The sequence below is a fragment of the Gordonia rhizosphera NBRC 16068 genome (genome assembly GCF_000298195.1).
Lineage (GTDB): Bacteria > Actinomycetota > Actinomycetes > Mycobacteriales > Mycobacteriaceae > Gordonia > Gordonia rhizosphera.
Genome location: NZ_BAHC01000151.1, coordinates 39,851 through 59,383 on the forward strand (window position 1 = coordinate 39,851; position 19,533 = coordinate 59,383).

General features: G+C 68.1%; 18 protein-coding genes. 9 read left to right on the forward strand and 9 right to left on the reverse strand.

Annotation, left to right across the window (positions count from 1 at the left end; genetic code table 11):
• Positions 1-48 precede the first annotated feature (48 nt).
• Both GORHZ_RS18805 and GORHZ_RS18810 read right to left on the reverse strand, forming a co-directional pair.
• Positions 49-1,494 (reverse strand): DHA2 family efflux MFS transporter permease subunit, encoded by a 1,446-nt coding sequence (locus GORHZ_RS18805; protein ID WP_006335789.1) that lies wholly within the window; start codon positions 1,492-1,494, stop codon positions 49-51.
• A gap of 48 nt (positions 1,495-1,542) precedes the next feature.
• On the reverse strand, positions 1,543-2,358 hold the full coding sequence (locus GORHZ_RS18810) for an acyl-CoA thioesterase (protein WP_006335790.1): 816 nt from the start codon (positions 2,356-2,358) through the stop codon (positions 1,543-1,545).
• A 55-nt stretch (positions 2,359-2,413) separates the two neighbouring features.
• Between GORHZ_RS18810 and GORHZ_RS18815 the strand changes: the two genes are divergently transcribed.
• Together GORHZ_RS18815 and GORHZ_RS18820 are read left to right on the forward strand one after the other, a co-directional pair.
• Complete coding sequence (locus GORHZ_RS18815) at positions 2,414-2,887, forward strand: winged helix-turn-helix transcriptional regulator (RefSeq protein WP_040532467.1); 474 nt, start codon at positions 2,414-2,416, stop codon at positions 2,885-2,887.
• Positions 2,888-3,028: 141 nt separating this feature from the next.
• Positions 3,029-3,907 carry a TIGR03619 family F420-dependent LLM class oxidoreductase gene (locus tag GORHZ_RS18820; protein ID WP_006335792.1) on the forward strand — a complete coding sequence of 293 codons (879 nt, stop codon included), beginning with the start codon at positions 3,029-3,031 and terminating at the stop codon, positions 3,905-3,907.
• A 4-nt stretch (positions 3,908-3,911) separates the two neighbouring features.
• On the opposite strand, the gene GORHZ_RS18825 is transcribed toward GORHZ_RS18820, so the two are convergent.
• The 4 genes from GORHZ_RS18825 to GORHZ_RS18840 all read right to left on the reverse strand — a co-directional run bounded on the left by GORHZ_RS18825 (position 3,912) and on the right by GORHZ_RS18840 (position 8,923).
• Positions 3,912-5,327: a phytoene desaturase family protein gene (locus GORHZ_RS18825; protein ID WP_006335793.1), complete on the reverse strand. Its 1,416-nt coding sequence runs from the start codon at positions 5,325-5,327 to the stop codon at positions 3,912-3,914.
• Positions 5,328-5,331: 4 nt separating this feature from the next.
• A complete protein-coding gene (locus GORHZ_RS18830; RefSeq protein ID WP_006335794.1) occupies positions 5,332-5,835 on the reverse strand; it encodes a GtrA family protein in 504 nt (167 codons plus the stop codon).
• A gap of 29 nt (positions 5,836-5,864) precedes the next feature.
• A complete protein-coding gene (locus GORHZ_RS18835; RefSeq protein ID WP_006335798.1) occupies positions 5,865-7,883 on the reverse strand; it encodes an MDR family MFS transporter in 2,019 nt (672 codons plus the stop codon).
• A 209-nt stretch (positions 7,884-8,092) separates the two neighbouring features.
• Positions 8,093-8,923 carry an aldo/keto reductase gene (locus GORHZ_RS18840; RefSeq protein WP_040532488.1) on the reverse strand — a complete coding sequence of 277 codons (831 nt, stop codon included), beginning with the start codon at positions 8,921-8,923 and terminating at the stop codon, positions 8,093-8,095.
• A gap of 67 nt (positions 8,924-8,990) precedes the next feature.
• Between GORHZ_RS18840 and GORHZ_RS18845 the strand changes: the two genes are divergently transcribed.
• From GORHZ_RS18845 to GORHZ_RS18875, 7 genes are all read left to right on the forward strand, one after another.
• The gene (locus tag GORHZ_RS18845) at positions 8,991-10,208 is read left to right on the forward strand and encodes an alpha/beta hydrolase family protein (RefSeq protein ID WP_040532469.1); all 1,218 of its coding nucleotides are present in this window, start codon (positions 8,991-8,993) and stop codon (positions 10,206-10,208) included.
• A 7-nt stretch (positions 10,209-10,215) separates the two neighbouring features.
• Complete coding sequence (locus tag GORHZ_RS18850) at positions 10,216-11,763, forward strand: phytoene desaturase family protein (RefSeq protein ID WP_006335801.1); 1,548 nt, start codon at positions 10,216-10,218, stop codon at positions 11,761-11,763.
• 37 nt (positions 11,764-11,800) lie between these two features.
• Complete coding sequence (locus GORHZ_RS18855) at positions 11,801-13,108, forward strand: DUF2254 domain-containing protein (protein ID WP_157205265.1); 1,308 nt, start codon at positions 11,801-11,803, stop codon at positions 13,106-13,108.
• A gap of 93 nt (positions 13,109-13,201) precedes the next feature.
• Positions 13,202-14,620, forward strand: a complete 1,419-nt coding sequence (gene dprE1, locus GORHZ_RS18860) for a decaprenylphosphoryl-beta-D-ribose oxidase (protein ID WP_040532471.1) — start codon at positions 13,202-13,204, stop codon at positions 14,618-14,620.
• 34 nt (positions 14,621-14,654) lie between these two features.
• Entirely contained in the window at positions 14,655-15,416 is a 762-nt protein-coding gene (gene dprE2, locus GORHZ_RS18865; RefSeq protein ID WP_006335804.1) for a decaprenylphospho-beta-D-erythro-pentofuranosid-2-ulose 2-reductase, read from the forward strand.
• 13 nt (positions 15,417-15,429) lie between these two features.
• A complete protein-coding gene (locus GORHZ_RS18870; RefSeq protein ID WP_245551470.1) occupies positions 15,430-17,352 on the forward strand; it encodes a galactan 5-O-arabinofuranosyltransferase in 1,923 nt (640 codons plus the stop codon).
• Positions 17,349-18,116: an MBL fold metallo-hydrolase gene (locus GORHZ_RS18875; RefSeq protein WP_006335807.1), complete on the forward strand. Its 768-nt coding sequence runs from the start codon at positions 17,349-17,351 to the stop codon at positions 18,114-18,116. Before GORHZ_RS18870 ends, GORHZ_RS18875 begins: the two co-directional genes overlap by 4 nt.
• 9 nt (positions 18,117-18,125) lie before the next feature.
• Here the strand turns inward: GORHZ_RS18875 and GORHZ_RS18880 are convergent, their stop codons facing one another.
• The 3 genes from GORHZ_RS18880 to aroQ all read right to left on the reverse strand — a co-directional run bounded on the left by GORHZ_RS18880 (position 18,126) and on the right by aroQ (position 19,481).
• Positions 18,126-18,470 carry an ArsR/SmtB family transcription factor gene (locus GORHZ_RS18880; RefSeq protein ID WP_006335808.1) on the reverse strand — a complete coding sequence of 115 codons (345 nt, stop codon included), beginning with the start codon at positions 18,468-18,470 and terminating at the stop codon, positions 18,126-18,128.
• Positions 18,463-18,912, reverse strand: coding sequence for an SRPBCC domain-containing protein (locus GORHZ_RS18885; protein WP_006335809.1), 450 nt, complete (start codon positions 18,910-18,912; stop codon positions 18,463-18,465). The genes GORHZ_RS18880 and GORHZ_RS18885 overlap by 8 nt, the downstream gene beginning before the upstream one ends.
• A gap of 107 nt (positions 18,913-19,019) precedes the next feature.
• The gene (gene aroQ, locus GORHZ_RS18890; protein ID WP_006335810.1) at positions 19,020-19,481 is read right to left on the reverse strand and encodes a type II 3-dehydroquinate dehydratase; all 462 of its coding nucleotides are present in this window, start codon (positions 19,479-19,481) and stop codon (positions 19,020-19,022) included.
• Between the last annotated feature and the right edge of the window lie 52 nt (positions 19,482-19,533).

Sequence of the window (19,533 nt, forward strand, 5' to 3'; positions counted from 1 at the left end):
CCCTCCGCCTGCTCGCGGACGACGAAGTCATACCCGAGGGAAGAACCGTCAGGAAGCGTGGGGGACGGCAGCGCGCGGGCTCATCCCCAGCGCGGCCAGCGCACCCAACAGTGCGACACCGCCGAGCACCCACCAGGCCTGCACGAACACAGTGTGCGCGGCGACGTAGCCGATCGGGCTGCCCAGGATCGCGACCAACAGGCTCACGCCTAGCGCCATGCCGATCTGGCGGCTCATGTTGACCACGGCACTCCCCGTCGCGGACTGGTGCATCGGCAGGTCCGCGGTGGCCGAGGAGAGGATCGACGGCAGAGCGAGTCCCACCCCTATACCGCCGATGAGCCAGCCCGGGAGGATCTCCGTCGCGTAGTCCGGCGTCTGATCCACCGACACCGCGATGATCACGCCACCGAGCCCGAACAGCAGACACCCGGCCGACACGATCGCACCGATCGGATAGCGCACACTCAGACGATGGGCGACGGCGGCGAAGATCGGCACCATCAGCGGACCCGTCGAGACCGCGAAGCCGGTCTTGATCGCCGAGTATCCCCACACCTGTTGCAGCCACAGGATGTTGGCCAGCAGCGCACCGGCGAACGGGATCGCGAACAGCAGCGCGGTGACATTGGCGAAGGAGAACGCCCGCACCCGCAGCAACGCCGGATCGATGACGGGTTCAGGGTGGCGGGCGGAGCTGACGACGAAGCCCCCGAGCGCCACGACCGCGACGATCGCGGACCCGACGATCCGGGGATCGGTCCAGCCCCAGTCACCGCCTTGCACGAGTGCGAGAGTCAGCGCGCCGATCGACAGCGCCAGAAGCGCCGCGCCGACGAGGTCGGGAAGCCCCGTCGCGGTGTCGTTCTCAGACCGCGTGAGCACGATCGCACCGGCGATCAGAGCCGCGACGCCCACGGGCAGGTTCACCAGGAACACCCACCGCCACGACGCCTCGACGAGCAGACCCCCGACGGCGGGCCCGAATGCGGCGGCCAGGGCCCCGGTCGCCGCCCAGATCCGTACCGACCGCGCCCGGACCGCAACCGGCAACGTCGACACCACCAGCCCCAGACTCGCCGGTGTGAGGATCGCGGCACCGAGAGCTTGCAGACACCGGAAGGCGACGAGCCACCAGATCCCCTGCGCCACCGCACATGCCGCGCTGGCCGCGGTGAACAGCGCCAGGCCGAACAGGAAACCACCCTTACGGCCGTAGCGATCGACCATCCGCCCGGCGGGCACCAGCAGCGCAGCGAAGATGATCGTGTAGGCGTTGAGCACCCACGACAGTTCGGCGAGCCCGACGCCGTGGAAGTCCTGTCCGATGTCGTCGAAGGCGACGTTGACGATGAAGACGTCCAGGCTGGCCATGAACGCGGCCGCGGACAAGATGAGCAGCACGACGCCGGGGCGGCCGGGCGCGCTCGACAATGCGCCGCCCGGCGTCGTGGACAGCGGTTCACCGGTTGCGGTGCGGGCGAGGTCGGTCATGGGATGAGCCTCCAGGATTCGATCGTCGGGGTGACGGGGGCGGGAGCGTCAGCGGGTGGTCGGGGTTTGGACACGACGGGACTGCCGGGCCGTGGCCAACAGGCGTCCGGACGGATCGCGCAGTGTCGTGTCGTCGACCGACCAGCCGCCCGAGGTCGACACGTTGGCGGTGCGGACCAGCACCGGCCCCGGGGTGGGATCGTGCAACGGCGCCGTGAGGTGCATCGAGAACGTGACCGTCGGGATCGCCGCCGGCGCCGTCATCGTCGGGAACACCGCCGGCGGCAGGCAGTCGGCGAGCAGGGCGAGGTAGGCGGCGTCCATCGCCATCGGCGTGATCGTGGAGATCCAGGCCCGCATCCAGGCTTCCGACGACCCGCTCAGCGGCAGCGGCCCGTCGGTGGGCCGCAGGTCCAGATGACCGCCCATGGGCACGATCTCCGGCGGGATCATGAACGGCTCACAATCCTCCGGTCTCGGGAGCGACACCCGCGAGACGTCGACCACGTCGTCGGGGTGCGGCGGTCCGACGCGGCCCAGCGTCACCGATGCCGCGGCCACCGCACGGCCGCCCTGCGTCATCGAGACATCGACGACGCGGGTGTGCCGGCCCACCTCCAGCACCGCCGGGGTGAGCACGAGTTCACCCTCGGACGGCCGGCCGACGAAACGCAGGTCGAGTGCCCGCACGGCCGCCTCCGGCGCGGCGGAGGCGGCGACATGAACCGCCAGCGCCGCGATCGCCCCGCCGTGCGGTCCGGACCAGCCCCACCACGATCGGTCGATGTCGGCCGACCATCTACCGGCGCCGATCGGCATCGCAGAGAACTCGTCGGTCAACGCATACCTTGTGAGTTGTTTCATGCAACTCATCAAAGCATCATTGAGTTGTTTCACGCAACCCACTATTCTCGAAGACATGCGCCGCGCTTCCTTCACGGATATGAACTGCTCGATCGCCCAGACACTCGAGATCGTCGGCGAGTGGTGGACGTTGCTGATCATCCGAGACGCCCTTCTGGGCGTGACCCGCTTCGACGAGTTCTCGTCGCGGCTGGGGATCGCGCGCAATGTGCTGACCCAGCGTCTCGACATGCTCGTTGCGCACGGCGTGCTGACCAAGGAGCCCTACCAGGACAAGCCGGTGCGCTACGACTACCGGCTCACCGAGAAGGGCCGTGATCTGTGGACGGTGATCACCGCACTGCGACAGTGGGGTGACAAGTGGACCGCGGAGAACGGGGCACCTGTGATCACCATTCACCGCTCCTGCGGGAAGGAGATGACGGCCGAATTGGTGTGCTCCGAATGCCGCGAGCCGATCGGTCCCGGCTCATTGCGAGTCCGCCCCGGCCCCGGCGCCACCGAGCGCAGCCCTCTGCCGGTCCGCTGACCTCCGGTTCCCGCCACACGGTTTGGTTGCCGCCCCTTCGATCGGGGGAGCCCGAACGGAATGGTGCAGCGAGAATCAACCCAGCAGAACTAGAACGTGTTCTACTCTGGGTGGAGACCGCCACCCGTTTCGAGGAGCACGATGCGCTTCACCTTCGCCGAGGCAATGACCGACCCGAGCTTCTACGCGCCGCTCGCGCAGGCCGCCGAGGAGGCCGGCTACGCGGGCTTCACCATCCCCGACTCACTCGCCTACCCCGAAGAATCCGACGCCACCTACCCCTACACCCCCGACGGCGACCGCGAATTCCTCGACGGAAAGGCGTTCATCGAGACCTTCATCCAGGCTGCGGCGCTCGGCGCGGTGACCTCGACGATCCGCTTCATCCCGTTTGTGCTCAAACTGCCGGTGCGCCCACCCGCCCTCGTCGCCAAACAGGCGAGTTCGGTCGCCTACCTCACCGGAAACCGGCTCGCACTCGGGGTGGGCACCAGCCCCTGGCCCGAGGACTACGAGCTCATGGGCGTGGACTTCGCGCGGCGCGGCAAGCGTATGGACGAGTGCATGGACATCATCCGGGGCCTGACCACCGGCGACTACTTCGAGTTCCACGGCGAGTTCTACGACATCGGGCGGTACAAGATGACCCCCGCACCGACACAACCGATCCCGCTGCTCGTGGGCGGGCACGCCGACGCCGCGCTGCGGCGTGCGGTCATCCGCGGCGACGGCTGGATGCACGGTGGCGGACCGCCGGAGGAACTCGAGGCCCTCCTCGACAAGATCGCCGACATCCGCAAGGCGGAGGGAAAGACCAACGATCCCTTCGAGATCCACGTGATCTCGCTGGACGCCTACTCCGTCGACGGATGTAAACGACTGGAGGACAGAGGGATCACCGACGTCATCGTCGGGTTCCGGATGCCCTACATCACCGGGGACGACACCGAACCGCTCGACAAGAAACTCGCGCACCTGCGCTGGTACGCGGAGAACATCATCGACAAGGTCAACGGCTGACGGCTCACTGCCCCAGATAGGACAGTGCCGCCCGAGCGGCATGGTGGCCGCACATGCCGTGCACCCCACCTCCGGGCGGGGTCGCCGACGAGCACAGGTAGACACCCTCGACCCCGGTCGCATACGGATTCGATGACAGCCTCGGCCGGGCCAGCAGATGCTTCAGATCGTTTCGGCCGCCGCCGATGTCACCGCCGACCAGGTTGGGGTTGACCCGCTCGAGATCGGCCGGCGAGGTGCTCACCGATGCGACGATCCGCGTGCGGAAACCCGGCGCGAACCGCTCGATCTGCGCACTGATCGCGTCCGTCGCGTCACCGGTGAAGCCTTGCGGCACATGGGCGTAGGCCCACAGCGGTTTCACGCGACCGGGACTACGCGACGGATCGGCCAACCACTGCTGGGCCACCAAGGTAAACGGACGTCGCGGCATCCGGCCGGACACCGACTCCGCCTCGGACGCAGCGATCTCGGCGATGTCCCCACCGAGGTGGACGGTGCCCGCACGGCGGCAGTCCTCGTTGGTCCAGCCCACCTCACCGTCGACGAGGTAGTCGACCTTGAAGGCCGCGGGACCGTGCCGGTAACGGGTAAACCGGCGGAACATCCTCGGCGACAGCCGGTCTCCGAGCATGCCGGCGGCCGCGCCCGGCATGACGTCGAGCAGGATCACATCCGCGGGCTCCACCTCAGCGATGTCGGTGACCCGCTGCCGTGTGGTGATCGTGCCACCCGCGTCGATCAATGCGGCCGCCAGCGCCGTGACGATCGCCGACGATCCGCCCTCGGCGACCGGCCAGCCGTAGCGGTGCCCGGCACCGAGCAGCATCAGCCCTGCGGCCGCCGAGCCGGGCCGGTCGAGCCGGGTGAAGGCGTGCGCGGCCACCCCGGCGAACAGTGCGCGGGCCTCGTCGGTGCGGAACACCCGCGCCAACACGGTGGCGGAGTATAGCGCGCGATGCCCGAACTCCGCCAACAGGACCGGGTGCTGGGGGATCGAAAGCATCGGCCCCAGCGCGTCGGGTGCCAGTTGGTCGAAATCCTCGGCGACACCGCCGATCATGTCCCGCCAGGCCTCACCATCACGGCCGAGGCCCGCGGCGGTCTGCGCGACCGACCGATGGAGCACACCGGCACGCCCATCCGGGAGTGGATGCACGCAATCGAGTTCCGGTCGGCGCCAGCGCAGTCCGTACTCGTCGAGGCCCAACGCGCGCAGCGCCGGCGAACCCGCGCCGAGCGGATGAACGGCCGAGCAGTGGTCGTGGATGATCCCCGGCCGCAGCATCTCGCTCGAACGCGCTCCGCCCCCGATCGTGTCCGCGGCCTCGACGACATGGACCTCACAGCCGGCCCGCGCCAGTTCGACCGCCGCGGTCAGTCCGTTGGGCCCGCTCCCGACAACGACCGCGGTGGTCATGGCGTCAGCGAATCCGGAAGATGACCAGTCGCTGGACCACGAAGTTGATCACGGTCGCGGTGCCCTGGGCGATGACGTAGGCGACGAAACTGAAAAGCACCTCTTCGGGCCACAGGTGCGACAGCCACGTGTAGAGACCGACGTTGACGAAGAACGTCACCGCGTAGAGGGCGGCGACGCCGACGAACCGCAGCGCACTCGGTTCGGCCTCGAAGGTCCAGCGCCGGTTCAGCAGGTAGGCGGTGGTGGTGCCGAGGACGAAGCCGAGCGACTTGGCGATCCAGAACGGCGTCCCCACGATGTACTGCAGAAACAGGGTCAACCCGAAGTCGAGGACCCCGGACCCCGCCCCGGTGATGACGAACCGCACGATCTGCGTCTTCAGATCGACGTTCGTCGAGGCCTCCCCATCACGCAGCGGCAGTTCCGGAGGTGTCGGGGCGTGGCGGGTGGTGAAATCCTCGTGGCGCGGATGTTGATCGGCCGCGCCGGGCTCGGGTTGGAACACGCTTCAGACCCTAGTCGAGGAACGTCGGGTCAGTGTTCACTGGTCACGAGCCCGTGCGGCGGCACGTCGTCGCGCAGCCGGCGCGCGATCTCGTCGAGCATGTCGTCGACATCGGCCTCGTCGCTGCCCGGGTAGTCGGCGACGAAATCCCGCAGCCGCTGCCGCTGCGCCTCCAACAGTCGCTCGGCCTCCGCAACGCCTTCCTCGGTGATGGTCACCAGACCGTGGTCGATGGTGACCATGCCCCGGTCGGCCAGCGACCGCGCCGTCTCCTCGACGACGGGGCGCGGTGTCTGCGAGGCATCCGCCATCGCCGACATCTCCCTCGAGGTCTCCTCGGACACCCGACTGACCATCCACGCCTCCCCGCGCGACAACGAACTCTGCGCGGTCTCGACGACGAGTTCCCAGGCACGTAGCCGGTCGTCGCGGGCCAATGTCTGCCACACCTTCAGGCGCAGCTCCTCCAGCGAGGTCCGCGCCGACGGCATGCCGAAGGACTCGCCGGGATCGGCGGTCTTGGTGACCGTACGCAGCGTCACCTCGGGCATGAACCAGGCCAGGATGAACGCGATCGCCCCGATCGGCACCGCGACGAGGAAGACCACATGGAACGCCGCGGTGAAGGCGTCGAGGAACCAGATCTGCACATCGGGCGGGCACGACGGCAGGGTGAGGTTGGAGGCTTTGAGCACCTCGGCCGAGCACGGACCCACCGCCCCCGGCGGGGCGCTCCCGGTCAGGTGGGCGTCGAGTCGGCTGTTGAACACCGCCCCGAACGCCGCGACACCGACCGACGCGCCGATGGTGCGGAAGAAGGTCGCCCCGCTCGTCCCGGCGCCCAGGTCGCGGTACTCCACGGCGTTCTGCACCGCGAGGACCAGCACCTGCATCACCATGCCGAGCCCGAACCCGAGGATGAACAGATAGATGCTGGTCGTCAGCTCCGACGTCGACCGGTCCATCGTCGACAGCAGCAATAACGCGATCGTGAAGATCCCCGAGCCGACGATGGGGAAGATCTTGTATCGGCCGGTGCGGCTGATGATCTGGCCACTGCCGATGGAGGTGAGCAGCAGACCGACCATCATCGGGACCATCCGCAGACCCGACGAGGTCGCGGTGGCGCCCTGCACCGACTGCAGGAACACCGGCAGGAAGGTGATCGCGCCGAACATCGCGAAGCCGACGACGAAACCGACCGACGCGGCGATGACGAAGACCCGGTTGGTGAGCAGCCGGATGGGCAGCACCGGTTCCGGCGCTCGAAGCTCCACTGCCACGAACGCGATCGCGGCGATCACCGCGAGCACCGCCAGCCCGATGACCCGCCACGAACCCCAGCCCCAGATCGAGCCGAAGCTGGTGACCAGCACCACGCCCGTGGCCGCGCTCGCCACGAGCAGGATGCCCAGGTAGTCGATCGACGGTTTGACCGCCGCCGACGTCGACGGCAGAACCAGGATCACCGCGACCAGCGCCACCGCACCGATCGGCAGGTTGATGTAGAAGACCCACCGCCAGCTGAGGTTGTCGACGAAGAATCCGCCGAGCAGCGGACCGACGACACTGGCGAACCCGAAGACCGCGCCGAATATCCCCTGGTAGCGACCTCGCTCGCGGGGCGGCACGACATCGCCGATGATCGCCTGCGCCAGCACCATCAGGCCGCCCGCCCCGACACCCTGCAGAGCGCGGTAGCCGATGAGCTGACCCATCGTCGTCGCGGTGCCGCACAGCGCCGACCCGATCAGGAAGATCACCACGCACCCGATGAACAGATATCGGCGGCCGTAGAGATCACCGAGTTTGCCCCACAGCGGGGTCGTCGCGGTCGTGGCCAGCATGTACGCGGTGACGACCCAGGTGAGGTGTTCGGCCCCGCCGAGGTCGTTGACGATCGTCGGCAACGCCGTCGACACGATCGTCTGGTCGAGAGCGGCCAGCAGCATCGCCAGCATCAGGCCGCCGAAGATGGACCAGATACGGCGCTGATCGAGGTCGCCCACCGGGGGCGCATCGGCTGTCGGGGCCCGGCCGTCGGTCATGTGCCGACACTACGACTTTCGGCACCGGGCGGACGGCCGTTCGCGCGAGACCGGCGGGGTCAGCGGCGCGCCCGATCTCGATACGCCCTCGCCTGGCGGCTCGGGCTACTCGCGATCACCGGGTGAGTCAGAACCACTCGATCACCGGGTAAGTCAGAACCACGCGATCACCGGGATGAGGTCACCAGGATGAGGTCACCGGGATCAGGTCAGAACTGCTCTTCGACGTCCGAGTCGCGGGCGGCCCTCTCCCCGCGGTCGAGGGCCTCGAGGGCGCCGAGATCGTCGGAGTCCAGCCAGAAGTCGAACAGGTCCGCGTTCTCTATCTGCCGCCCGACGTGCGACGACTTCGGGACGACGCTGACACCCTGTTGCACCGACCAGCGCAACGCGATCTGCGACGGCGACTTGCCGTACTTGCGGGCCAGCTTGATCACCACGGCCTCCCCGAGCATCCCCTCCTTGCGCCCGGTGGGATGCCACGCCTGCGCGTGGATTCCCCGCTCGGCCATGAACGCCCGCAGGTCGGTGCGGGCCAGGGCGGGCGAGCACTGGATCTGGTTGAGCGCCGGCCACTGTCCGGTCTCGTCGTAGAGCATCTGCAGGTGGTGCTCTTTGAAGTTCGACACGCCTGCCGCACGGATGAACCCCTCGTCGGCCAGGGTGAGCAAGGCCTTCCAGGAGTCGACGGTGCGGCCGAGACTCGGGCACGGCCAATGGATGAGGAAGACGTCGAGGTGGTCGACACCGAGTCGTCGGGCGCTGTCCTTGGCGGCGTTGATGACCTCGTCGAACCCCTGATCGCCGCCGGAGAGTTTGGTCTGCACCACGATCTCGTCACGGGGGACACCCGATTCCCGCAATCCGAGACCGACGCTGCGCTCGTTGCCGTACTGACTGGCCGTGTCGACCATGCGATACCCCGCGCGCAGCGCTCCCGCCACGGCCGAGACACCGGGCCGCCCCATCATCGAGAAGGTACCGAGGCCCACCATCGGGATCGAGAAACCGTTGTTCAGCGTCACTGACGGAATGTCCACCAACCAAGAATAGGGCCAACGGCCCATCTGGGCGTGCCGGTCGCCGTCCTCATCTAGGCTGCCGAACATGAGGTCTCCCAGGCCGCGTCGAGCCGTCGCGGCGATGATCACCTCGCTGGCCGCGGTGATCGCGGTCGCGGTGGGCCACCCCACCGCGGGGGCCGAGACGACTCCGGCCACGGCCGCGCCGAACTGGTCGGGCCTGGACGTCCGCACCTACGCCGGCCCGGCACCGACCCGCGCCGGGACGCTCATCGCGCAGGTCCCGCTGGCCGACACACTGAGCATCCCCGGTGCCGCGCAGGCCTATCGGATCCATTACGCGACACCGGATCAGCACGGCCGGCCGGCGACGAGCACGGGTGCCGTGTTCATCCCGGCCGGTGTCCCGCCGCCCGGTGGCTGGCCGGTGATCGCCTGGGCCCACGGCACCACCGGCCTCGGCGACGACTGCACACCGTCGGCGCTGCCGCGCAGCGCCCGCGACGCCGCGTACCTGTCGCACTGGTTGCGCCAGGGATACGCGATCGTGGCCACCGACTACGTGGGGCTCGGCACACCGGGCCTGATGAGCTATCTCAACGGTGAGTCTGAGGCACACTCGATCGTCGACTCGGTACGGGCCGCCCATCAGATCGGAGTGCCGTTGAGCCGCCGGTGGGCGATCGTCGGGCAGTCCCAGGGGGCCGGCGCGGCGTTGAACGCCGCACGGCGGGCCACCGAGTTGTCGCGGGGTTCGGGCCTCGACTATCGCGGAGTCGTTGCGACCGGAACCCCCGCCAATATCGAAGACCTCATCGTGCTCGGCGGACCGGCCTTCCCACCGGTCATCCTCCCGGCCGGGCTGAACACCTACACCGCCTACATCCTGGCCGGTTTCATGGAAGCCCGCCCCGATCTGCGGCCCTACTCTGTGCTGAGCCCAGCGGGTGCGACGTTGATCGAGCGGGCGCACCATCTCTGCTATGCGGAGATGGACAGGCTGATGGAGGATCGAGACCTGCGTACACTGTTCCGCGCCCCGATCAGCAGTATCCCAGGCGCGCGCGAAGCCCTCGCCGACTACATGGGGACTCCGTACTCGGGGTACGACCGGCCGATCTTCCTCGGCCAGGGTCTGCTGGACACCGATGTACCGGCGCCGTCCGCGCTGTCGCTGTACGTACAGATGCGGGCGAACGACCAACCGGTCGAGTTGCACGTATACCCGAACCAGGACCATTCCGGCACCGTGCTCGCGTCGACGGCCGATTCCACCCCCTTCCTCGAACGCATCATGAGGTGACATCATCGTGACCCGATCTGCGCATTTCGACGACATCGTCATCGGCGCCGGCCACAACGGCCTGACCGCCGCCGCCTATCTCGCCGCCGCCGGCCGGTCGGTGCTGGTGCTGGAGAAGGCCGATCACGTCGGTGGTGCCGCGGTGTCGGCGATGCCGTTTCCCGGTCTGCCCGCCCGGTTGTCGCGGTACTCCTATCTGGTGTCGTTGCTGCCGCGCGAGATCGTGGCGGATCTGGAACTCGACATCACGCTGATCCGTCGTCGCTACTCGTCGTACACGCCGCTGCCCTCCGATCCCACGCGCGGCATCCTGGTCGACAACGAGGATCTCGACGCGACGGCCGACTCGTTTCGGCAGGCAACCGGAACCGACACCGTGTTCACCGCGTGGCAGTCGTTCTACACCCGGATGGGCACGATCGCGCAGCGTGTCTTCCCGACCATGACCGAACCGTTGCGGTCGGCCGCACAGATCCACGATCTCGTCGTCGGGACCGATTCCAGCGAGGCCGAACTCTGGGAGGCACTCACCTCGCAGCCCCTCGGCACGCTGCTCGACCAGTATTTCGACGACGACGTGGTCCGCGGCATCGTCGCGACCGACGGGCTGATCGGCACCTTCGCCGACCTCGATGACCCGACGCTGCGGCAGAACATCTGTTTCCTCTATCACCTGATCGGCGGCGGCACGGGCGACTGGGACGTCCCCCGCGGCGGGATGGGCGCGGTCTCGGGGGCCCTGTATCAGGCCGCGTCGTCGGCCGGCGCGGAGATCCGGACCGGTGTGCGGATCTCCGGGATCGATCCGGCCGACGGCACCGTCGAACTCGCCGACGGCACCGTTTCCGGGTCGATGCTGTATGCGGGCTGCGCACCGGATGTGATCAATCAACTCCTCGATGAGCCGATCGTCACCGAGAACGACACGCGCGGAGCGCAACTGAAGATCAACCTGCTACTGGAAAGGCTGCCTCGGCTGCGCGACACGTCGGTGTCCCCGGAGGCGGCGTTCTCGGGCACCTTCCACATCAACGAAAGCGCGACGCAATTGCACACGGCCTGGCGGCAGGCCGATCGCGGTGAGGTGCCCGAACTGCCGCCGTGCGAGATCTATTGCCACACACTGTCGGACCGCTCGATCCTCGGCCCCGAACTCGCCGGCAAGCAGACGCTGACACTGTTCGGGCTGCACACCCCGCCGGACGTGTTCGACGAACCGGGCGCCGTCGAACACGCCGTCGGCGCCACCCTGGCCTCGCTGAACTCGGTACTCGCCGAACCGATCCAGAATGTCATCGCGCACGACGTCACCGGCAATCCGTGTATCGAGGTGAAGACCCCTCAGGATCTCGAGGACGCCCTCGGGCTGCCCGGCGGCAACATCTTCCACCGGAGCCTGCAGTGGCCGTGGGCCGAATCGGCCACCGAGGTGGGGACCTGGGGTTGCGAGACCCGTCATCCGCGGCTGCTGCTGTGCGGTGCCGGAGCACGCAGAGGCGGTGGCGTGAGCGGTATCCCGGGCCGCAACGCCGCGCGCAAGGTTCTCGACGGGTAACACCGGGACGGGCGGATCGGAAAGGGACGGAATGCGAATGCGTCTGGCGCGCTTGCGCGATGTGTTCTGGTTCCTGCCGCTTGTGATGGGGCTTGCCGCCCTCGTGCTGGCGCAGGTGCTGATCGCGGTCGATCACGCCCTCGACGACACGGCCCTCGGCTCCGGTGGGGCGCTGTTCGACCGGGTCGGGGCCAGCGGGGGGCGTGATCTGCTCGGCGCCATCGGCGGCTCGATGCTGGCGGTCGCCGCAACGTCGTTCTCCATCACGATCTCGGTGCTGGCCACCGCAAGTTCGACGTACGGGCCTCGTCTGGTGCGCAACTTCATGAACGACCGGGGCAACCAGTTCGTCCTGGGCATGTTCGGCGCGACGTTCCTGTACTCCCTGATGGTGCTGCGCGCGATCAGCGCCGGCCCGACGGAGGAAACGACGTTCGTCCCCGACATCGCGGTCAATGTGGCGGTGCTGCTGGCTATCGTCGACGTGCTCGTGCTGGTCTACTTCATCAATCACATCGCGTCGTCCATTCAGGTGTCGACGCTGTCGGCGCGGGTCCGCTCCGAACTCGACGCGGTGGTCGAGGAGCTCTACCCCGAGGCCGCCCCCGACAATGCGGTGCCCGCGCCCACCCCGCCCGGCGGCCGCGAGGTCACCTCGACGGGATCCGGCTTCGTCATCGGGATCGACGAACCAGCCCTGCTGCGCGCCGCGGTCGACCGGGACTGCCTGATCGCGATGCGGGTGCGGCCGGGCGATCACCTCGTCGACGGCGAACCCCTGGCGCGGGTACACCCGGCCAACCCCGGTCGCTTCGACGACGCCGACCTCGACGCCACCGCCGGGGCGATCTGCGGGGCCGTCGACCTGGGCGCCACCCGCACCCCGTACCAGGACATCCAGTTCGCGGTGCAGCAGCTCACCGAGATGGCGGTGCGCGCGCTGTCGCCCGGCACGAACGACCCCTACACCGCACACAACGCGCTCAATGAGCTCGCGGCCGGTCTGGTGCCGCTCGCCCGACGCCCGGCCGCAGATCTGGGACGGACCGAGGACGGCACGCTGCGGCTGATCGTGACCCGCCTGCCCCTACAGGAGTTGCTCGACGACGTGTTCACCGCGGTGCGGACCTATGCACTCGACGCGCCGGTGGCGATGACGGCCGCGATCATGCTCGCCCGCCGGATCGGGGTCGTCGCCGCCGACGCCGACGTCACAGACACCGTGCTCACGCACCTCGACCTCATCGATGCCGCTCTCGACCGCGCCGACGACCCACAAAACACGCACTTCTGTCGCGGAGAGATCGAGCAGGCCCGCTCGGCGATCCGGGCATCCCGGGCGTAGGGTCCGCCGCGGCCGACCGGCGCGCGGCCCCGGCTCGCGGTGAGGTCGTCATCGCGGACCGGGCGCCGCGGCGGCCAGGTACCCTCATGTGCGATGTCTACTGAAGAGTTGTTGCCGATCGAGACCCGCAAACTCATGGGCTGGGGCCGCACGATGCCCATCGAGGGGCACGTGCTGTCGACGCCATACCCCGAGGTCATCGCCGAGGCGGTGGCGCGGGTCGCCGACCACAACTCGGACAAACCGAGCCACCTGCAGCGCGGCGTGATCGCCCGCGGGCTCGGCCGCTCCTACGGCGAGAACGCCCAGAACGCGGGTGGCCTCACCGTCGACATGACGCCGCTGCGCCGCATCTACTCGATCAACCCGGACACCGCGATCGTCGACGTCGACGCCGGTGTCGACCTCGACACCCTGATGCGCAAGGCCCTGCCCTACGGACTGTGGGTTCCGGTCCTGCCGGGCACCCGGCAGGTCACCGTCGGCGGCGCCATCGGGTGCGACATCCACGGCAAGAACCACCACAGCGCGGGCAGCTTCGGCAATCACGTCACCGAGATGACCCTGCTGCTCGGCAGCGGCAAGGTCATCACGATCACCCCCGAGGGCACCGACGACGACCCCGACGCCTCGATCTTCTGGGCCACCGTCGGCGGCATCGGGCTGACCGGCATCATCCTGCGGGCCAAGATCGCGATGACGCGCACCGAGAGCGCCTACTTCATCGCCGACGGCGCCGTCACCCGAAATCTCGACGAGACGATCGCGCTGCACCAGGACGGCAGCGAGGAGAACTACACCTATTCGTCGGGCTGGTTCGACGCGATCAGCAAACCGCCGAAGCTGGGCCGTGGCACCTTCTCACGCGGATCGCTGGCCACGCTCGATCAGCTGCCGCCCGAACTGGCCAAGGATCCGCTGAAGTTCGACGCCCCGACGCTGATGAACTTCCCGGACATCTTCCCCAACGGTCTGGCCAACAAGTTCGACTTCTCCATCGTCGGCGAGGCCTACTACCGGATGGGCGGCAACTACACCGGCAAGATCCAGAACCTGACGAAGTTCTATCACCCGCTGGATCTGTTCGGGAACTGGAACCGCGCCTACGGCTCGAACGGGTTCCTGCAGTACCAGTTCATCGTGCCGCCCGAGGCCGTCGACGAGTTCAAGGACATCATCTACGACATCCAGGCGTCCGGACACGTCAGCTTCCTCAACGTCTTCAAGTTGTTCGGCCCCGGCAACCGGGCACCGCTGTCGTTCCCGATGGCGGGCTGGAACATCTGCGTCGACTTCCCGATCAAGAAGGGTCTCGCCGAGTTCTGCAACGAACTCGATCGGCGGGTGACCTCGATCGGCGGCCGGCTCTACACCGCCAAGGACTCACGGACCTCGGCCGCGACCTTCCACGCCATGTACCCGCAGATCGACGACTGGATCGCGACGCGCCGTCGCGTCGACCCCGAGCGGGTCTTCGTGTCCGACATGGCACGTCGCCTCGAACTCGTCTGAGCGTTCACCAGCTTCCCAAAGGAGAACTGAGATCATGATCAATGCCGTCGGCGTGCCGCGGTCCGTCCTGGTTCTGGGCGGTAGTTCCGAGATCGGCCTGGCCATCACCGCCGAGTACCTCACGAAGGGCCCCATGCGGGTGGTGCTGGCCACCGTGCCCGGCGATCCCACCGCCGCGGCGGCCGTGGAGAAGATGCAGCGGGCCGGCGCGTCGAGTGTCGAACAGATCGACTTCGACGCCCTGGCACCCGACACCCACGCCGAGGTGCTCGAGAAGGCGTTCGGCGGCGGCGACATCGACGTGGCGATCGTGGCCTTCGGCATCCAGCCCGACGACGAAAAGGCTTGGCAGGACCAGAAGACGGCGGTGACCGAGGTCGGGATCAACTACACCGCAGCGGTGTCGGTCGGCGTGCTGCTCGCCGAGAAGATGCGCGCGCAGGGGTTCGGGCAGATCATCGCGATGAGTTCGGTCGCCGGAGAACGGGTGCGTCGCAGCAACTTCGTGTACGGCTCCACCAAGGCCGGACTCGACGGTTTCTACCTCGGACTGTCCGACGCCCTGCGGCCCTTCGGTATTCGCGTGCTGGTGGTCCGACCAGGCCAGGTGCGCACCCGCCTGTCGGCGCATGTGGCCGAAGCGCCGCTGACCGTCGAGAAGGAGGACGTGGCCCGCCTCGCGGTGGCGGCGGCCGACAAGGGCAAGGAAATCGTCTGGGCGCCCGGGCCGTTCCGGTTCGTGATGATGATCCTGCGGCACATCCCGCGCCCGATCTTCCGTCGACTGCCCATCTGACGTGGGGCTGGGGGTGCGCGCTCGCGACGCCGGCGAGCTGATCATCGGCGCCATCCTCGGCGCGCTGATCGCCTTCATCGGGCTGAAGGCCATCGCGACGGTCGACTGGCCGGCCTTCAACTCCTCCAACGTCACCCGTGCCCTGACCACGGCGGGTCAGGTGCTCGCGATCGCGGTCCTCGTCGTCGCGGTGGTCCTCCACCGCTACGGGCGGCCTCGATGGCTCGTCGACCTGCTGTCGGGGATCGCGACGGCCGGGCTGGTGACGGTCACCCTCGGCATGCCGCTGGGGGCGACGCGGCTCTACCTGTCCGGGCTGTCGGCCGACCAACAGTTCCGCACCGAGTACCTGACGCGGCTGACCAACAGTCCGCGTCTGGCGGACATGACCTATCTCGATCTGCCGCCCTACTATCCGGCGGGCTGGTTCTGGTGGGGTGGCCGGTACGCGAACGTCGAGGGCCTGCCCGGCTGGGAGGCCTACAAGCCGTGGGCGATCATATCGATGGCGGCGGCCGCCACCGTCGGTGTCCTGCTGTGGAATCGGATGGTCTCCGCCGGGCGCGGTATCCCGATCGCGCTGGCGGTCACCGTCGTCACGGTGATGTACGCCGCGCCGGAACCCTATGCCGCGGTACTGGTGCTGATCGGCACCCCGATGCTGATCACGATGCTCTACGCGTTGCGTGGACGCTCGCGTGCCGCCGAGGGTCCCGTCGGCGGGTTGAGATCGGGGACGAGTTGGGCGTCGGTGATCGCGGCGGGGTTGTTCCTCGGTCTGTGCGCGACCGTCTACACGCTCTACGCGGGTCTGTTCGCGTTCATCGCGGTCGTGATGGCGCTCTACCTGATCGTCGCGGGATGGCTGCGGAACTCGAACAAGGCGGTGGCCGACGACGTTCGCTCGGCGCACCGGCGGTCGGTCATCACGGCGGTGATCGGCCGACTGGCCGCGATGGGTGTCATCTCCGGTCTGGTCGCTCTGCTCGTGTGGGCCCCGTACCTGTGGGCCCGCGTGCGCAGCGAACCCGCCAGCGGGGGCACCGCAGAGCACTATCTGCCCGATCGCGGCGCGATCCTCCCCGTGCCGTTCGTGCATCTGACGCTGGTCGGCGTGATCACCGCGATCGGCCTCGTGTGGATTCTGCTCCGGTTCCGTCAGCGCACCATCGCGCTGGCACTCGGGCTGGCGGTCGTGACCATCTATCTGTTCTGCCTGTTGTCGATGCTGGCCACCGCGGCCGGGACGACCCTGCTGGCGTTCCGGCTCGATCCGCTCCTCATCGCCGTCCTCGCCGCCGCCGGTGTGCTCGGTGTCGCCGAGCTCGCACGGTGGGCCGTCGGCCGCCTCGGTGACGTGCGATTCGCGATCGGCGCCGTGGCCGCCGTCGTCGCGATCGCGCTCGCGCAAGGGGTCCCGGGCTACCTCTCCACCGAGATCACCCTCGCCTACACCGACACCGACGGCCACGGCGAGCGGGCCGACCAGCGGCCGGCGGGAGCCGAATCGTACTTCCCGCAGATCCGGCGGCTCATCGCCAAACAGACCGGCAAGCCCGCCGACGAGAATGTCTTGCTCACCGCGGATTACGGCTTCCTGTCCATCTATCCCTACTGGGGCTTTCAGGGCCTGACATCGCACTACGCGAATCCGTTGGCGGAGTTCGACAAGCGGGCCGCGACCATCAAGCGATGGTCGGAGTCGACCACCCCCGGCGAACTCATCGGCAAACTCGATCGGTCGCCGTGGACGCCGCCTCGCGTGTTCCTGTTCCGCTACAGCACCGACGGCTACACGCTGAAGCTGGCCGAAGACGTCTATCCCAACGACCCGAATGTGAAGAGGTACACGGTGACCTTCGATCCGACAGTGTTCGCAGACCCGAGATTCATCGTCACCGAGGTGGGACCGTTCGTGCTGGTGGTGCGCCGATGATCGCACCTCGCAGCAGGTTTCTGATCAGCCGGCTCGACGCCGGGTCGTCGTCGGCGTTCCTCGTGTACAGCGACGTGGTGAACTGGATTGTGCTGCAGGAGGGTTCGGATCTCACCCTGATCGACGGCGGCTACCCGGGGCAGGCGGCCGACGTCGTCGAGTCGATCCGCCACATCGGTGGACGCCCCGAGGACATCCGCGGCGCGTTGCTCACCCACGCGCACGTCGATCATCTCGGCGGTCTCGTGTCGCTGTCGGAGAAATACGGTTTCGACGTCTACATGGACCCGGTCGAGGTCGCGCACGCCAAGCGTGAGTACCTGCATCAGGCCGGGCCCGGCGACATCGTCCCGCTCGCCTATCAGCCGCGGGTGCTGCGCTGGCTGAGCAAGGTGATCCCGCTGGGAGCGCTGAGCCGCAAACCGATTGCCGACGCCAAGCCGTTTCCGGAGCCCCTCGACCTCCCGGGTGCACCGACGCCGGTCGCCGCCCACGGGCATACCGACGGGCACAGCGCATTCCTCGTCGCCGACGGTGCGGCACTCGTCTCCGGTGACGCACTCATCAGCGGGCATCCGATCTCGAAGATCGACGGGCCGCAGTTCGTCGCCGACTGCTTCCAGCACGACAAGGCCACCGCCCGACGCACCGTCGAGTCGTTCACGAGGCTCGACGCGACCGTGCTCTTCCCCGGCCACGGACCGCGCCACGACGGCAGCGTGGCCGCCGCCGCGCAACGCGCACTCGAATTACCTGGTCGCTGAAGACGAGCCTCACGAAGGGTCTTCGCCCTCGGCGAGGGACTTGATCGCGTCGAGGCGACGTTCCCAACCGCGGGCGATCGCGTCGAGTCGACGCGCCACCTGGCTGAGCCGGGCACCCACCGGTTCGTAGCGCACCTCCCGGCCGGCCTTGCCGGCGCTGACCAGGCCGACGTCGGAGAGCACTCGCAGATGCTTCGCGATGGCCTGGCGGCTGATCGGCAACTCGGCGGCGAGCGCGGACGCCGACGACGGGGACCGGGAGAGCGCCACGAGGATCTGCCACCGACTCTCGTCGGCGAGTGCGGCGAACAACTCGACCGGCGCCCCGGCGTCGACGAGTTCGGCGTCAGGCACGGGCGCCGGCCTCGGCGAGGTGGTCGCGCGCCAGCTCGAGCTCGATCGTCCAGCCCTCGGTGTGGTCGTCGTAGCGGGCGCGTCGATTGACCTCCGGTTCCGACAGGGATGCGAACCCGCTTTCGGCCACCTTGAGCACGACACCGGAGTCTGCCGGGGTGACCCAGAATTCGATCAGCGTCGACGAACTGTTCGGGTCGTCGGCGTCGATGTGCCAGCGGAAAGCCGCGTAGTGCGGTTCGTCGAGCGCCACGGTCCGGAAGGCGAACTTGCCGTGCGTGGGGTCGTAGACGTAGCTCATATCGCCGTCGCGCTCGATGCGGTGTGCCGTGATCTCCCGGTTGTTTCCGAACCATCCGGGTTCGCTGACCAGCGACCACACCCGCTCGGCGGGGGCGTCGATGGTGATCTCACGTTCGATGCGGTCGAATTCGGTGTCCATGGTGGTGACTCCTGTTCGGGGATTGATTGCAACTCCATGGTTGCACTTCACCTGGGTGAACTGCAACCCCCGGGTTGCAATCATTTCACTGCGGTCCCGGTGGAGCGTCAGCCGACGAGGTCCGCGAGGCGCCGGATCGCAAACTCGTAGCCCCGGATGCCGTAGCCGACGATGATCCCCGCCGCGATGGGCGAGACATAGGAGTGATGCCGGAAGGTCTCACGCTTGTGCACGTTGCTGATGTGGACCTCCATGATCGGCACGTCGGGGATCACCAGCGCATCCGCGAGCGCCACCGAGGTGTGCGTCCATCCGCCGGGATTGATCACGATGCCGCTGATCTGTCCGCGGGCCTCGTGAATCCAGTCGATCATCTGCCCTTCGTGGTTGGTCTGCGCCGCGCGCAGGCCGAATCCGAGCTCGGACGCGGTCCGCTCGGCGAGGTCGACGACGTCGGCGAGGGTGTCCGCCCCGTAGACCTCGGGCTGCCGGGTCCCGAGCATGTTCAGGTTCGGACCGTTGAGCAGCAGGATGGGAAGGGGTTCGAGTTCCGAATCGGTGTCCGACATGAACCTCACACTAGACGCCGAAGAGGTGGCGTCGGTCACCGATTACCATCAC

Coding starts and splice junctions, on each gene's coding strand:
- dprE1 (WP_040532471.1), top strand. CDS start 13,202: ATGTCTACTGAAGAGTTGTTGCCGATCGAGACCCGCAAACTCATGGGC.
- GORHZ_RS18875 (WP_006335807.1), top strand. CDS start 17,349: ATGATCGCACCTCGCAGCAGGTTTCTGATCAGCCGGCTCGACGCCGGG.
- GORHZ_RS18825 (WP_006335793.1), bottom strand. CDS start 5,327: ATGACCACCGCGGTCGTTGTCGGGAGCGGGCCCAACGGACTGACCGCG.
- GORHZ_RS18815 (WP_040532467.1), top strand. CDS start 2,414: ATGCGCCGCGCTTCCTTCACGGATATGAACTGCTCGATCGCCCAGACA.
- aroQ (WP_006335810.1), bottom strand. CDS start 19,481: ATGTCGGACACCGATTCGGAACTCGAACCCCTTCCCATCCTGCTGCTC.
- GORHZ_RS18885 (WP_006335809.1), bottom strand. CDS start 18,912: ATGGACACCGAATTCGACCGCATCGAACGTGAGATCACCATCGACGCC.
- GORHZ_RS18835 (WP_006335798.1), bottom strand. CDS start 7,883: ATGACCGACGGCCGGGCCCCGACAGCCGATGCGCCCCCGGTGGGCGAC.
- dprE2 (WP_006335804.1), top strand. CDS start 14,655: ATGATCAATGCCGTCGGCGTGCCGCGGTCCGTCCTGGTTCTGGGCGGT.
- GORHZ_RS18810 (WP_006335790.1), bottom strand. CDS start 2,358: ATGAAACAACTCACAAGGTATGCGTTGACCGACGAGTTCTCTGCGATG.
- GORHZ_RS18855 (WP_157205265.1), top strand. CDS start 11,801: ATGCGTCTGGCGCGCTTGCGCGATGTGTTCTGGTTCCTGCCGCTTGTG.
- GORHZ_RS18845 (WP_040532469.1), top strand. CDS start 8,991: ATGAGGTCTCCCAGGCCGCGTCGAGCCGTCGCGGCGATGATCACCTCG.
- GORHZ_RS18805 (WP_006335789.1), bottom strand. CDS start 1,494: ATGACCGACCTCGCCCGCACCGCAACCGGTGAACCGCTGTCCACGACG.
- GORHZ_RS18820 (WP_006335792.1), top strand. CDS start 3,029: ATGCGCTTCACCTTCGCCGAGGCAATGACCGACCCGAGCTTCTACGCG.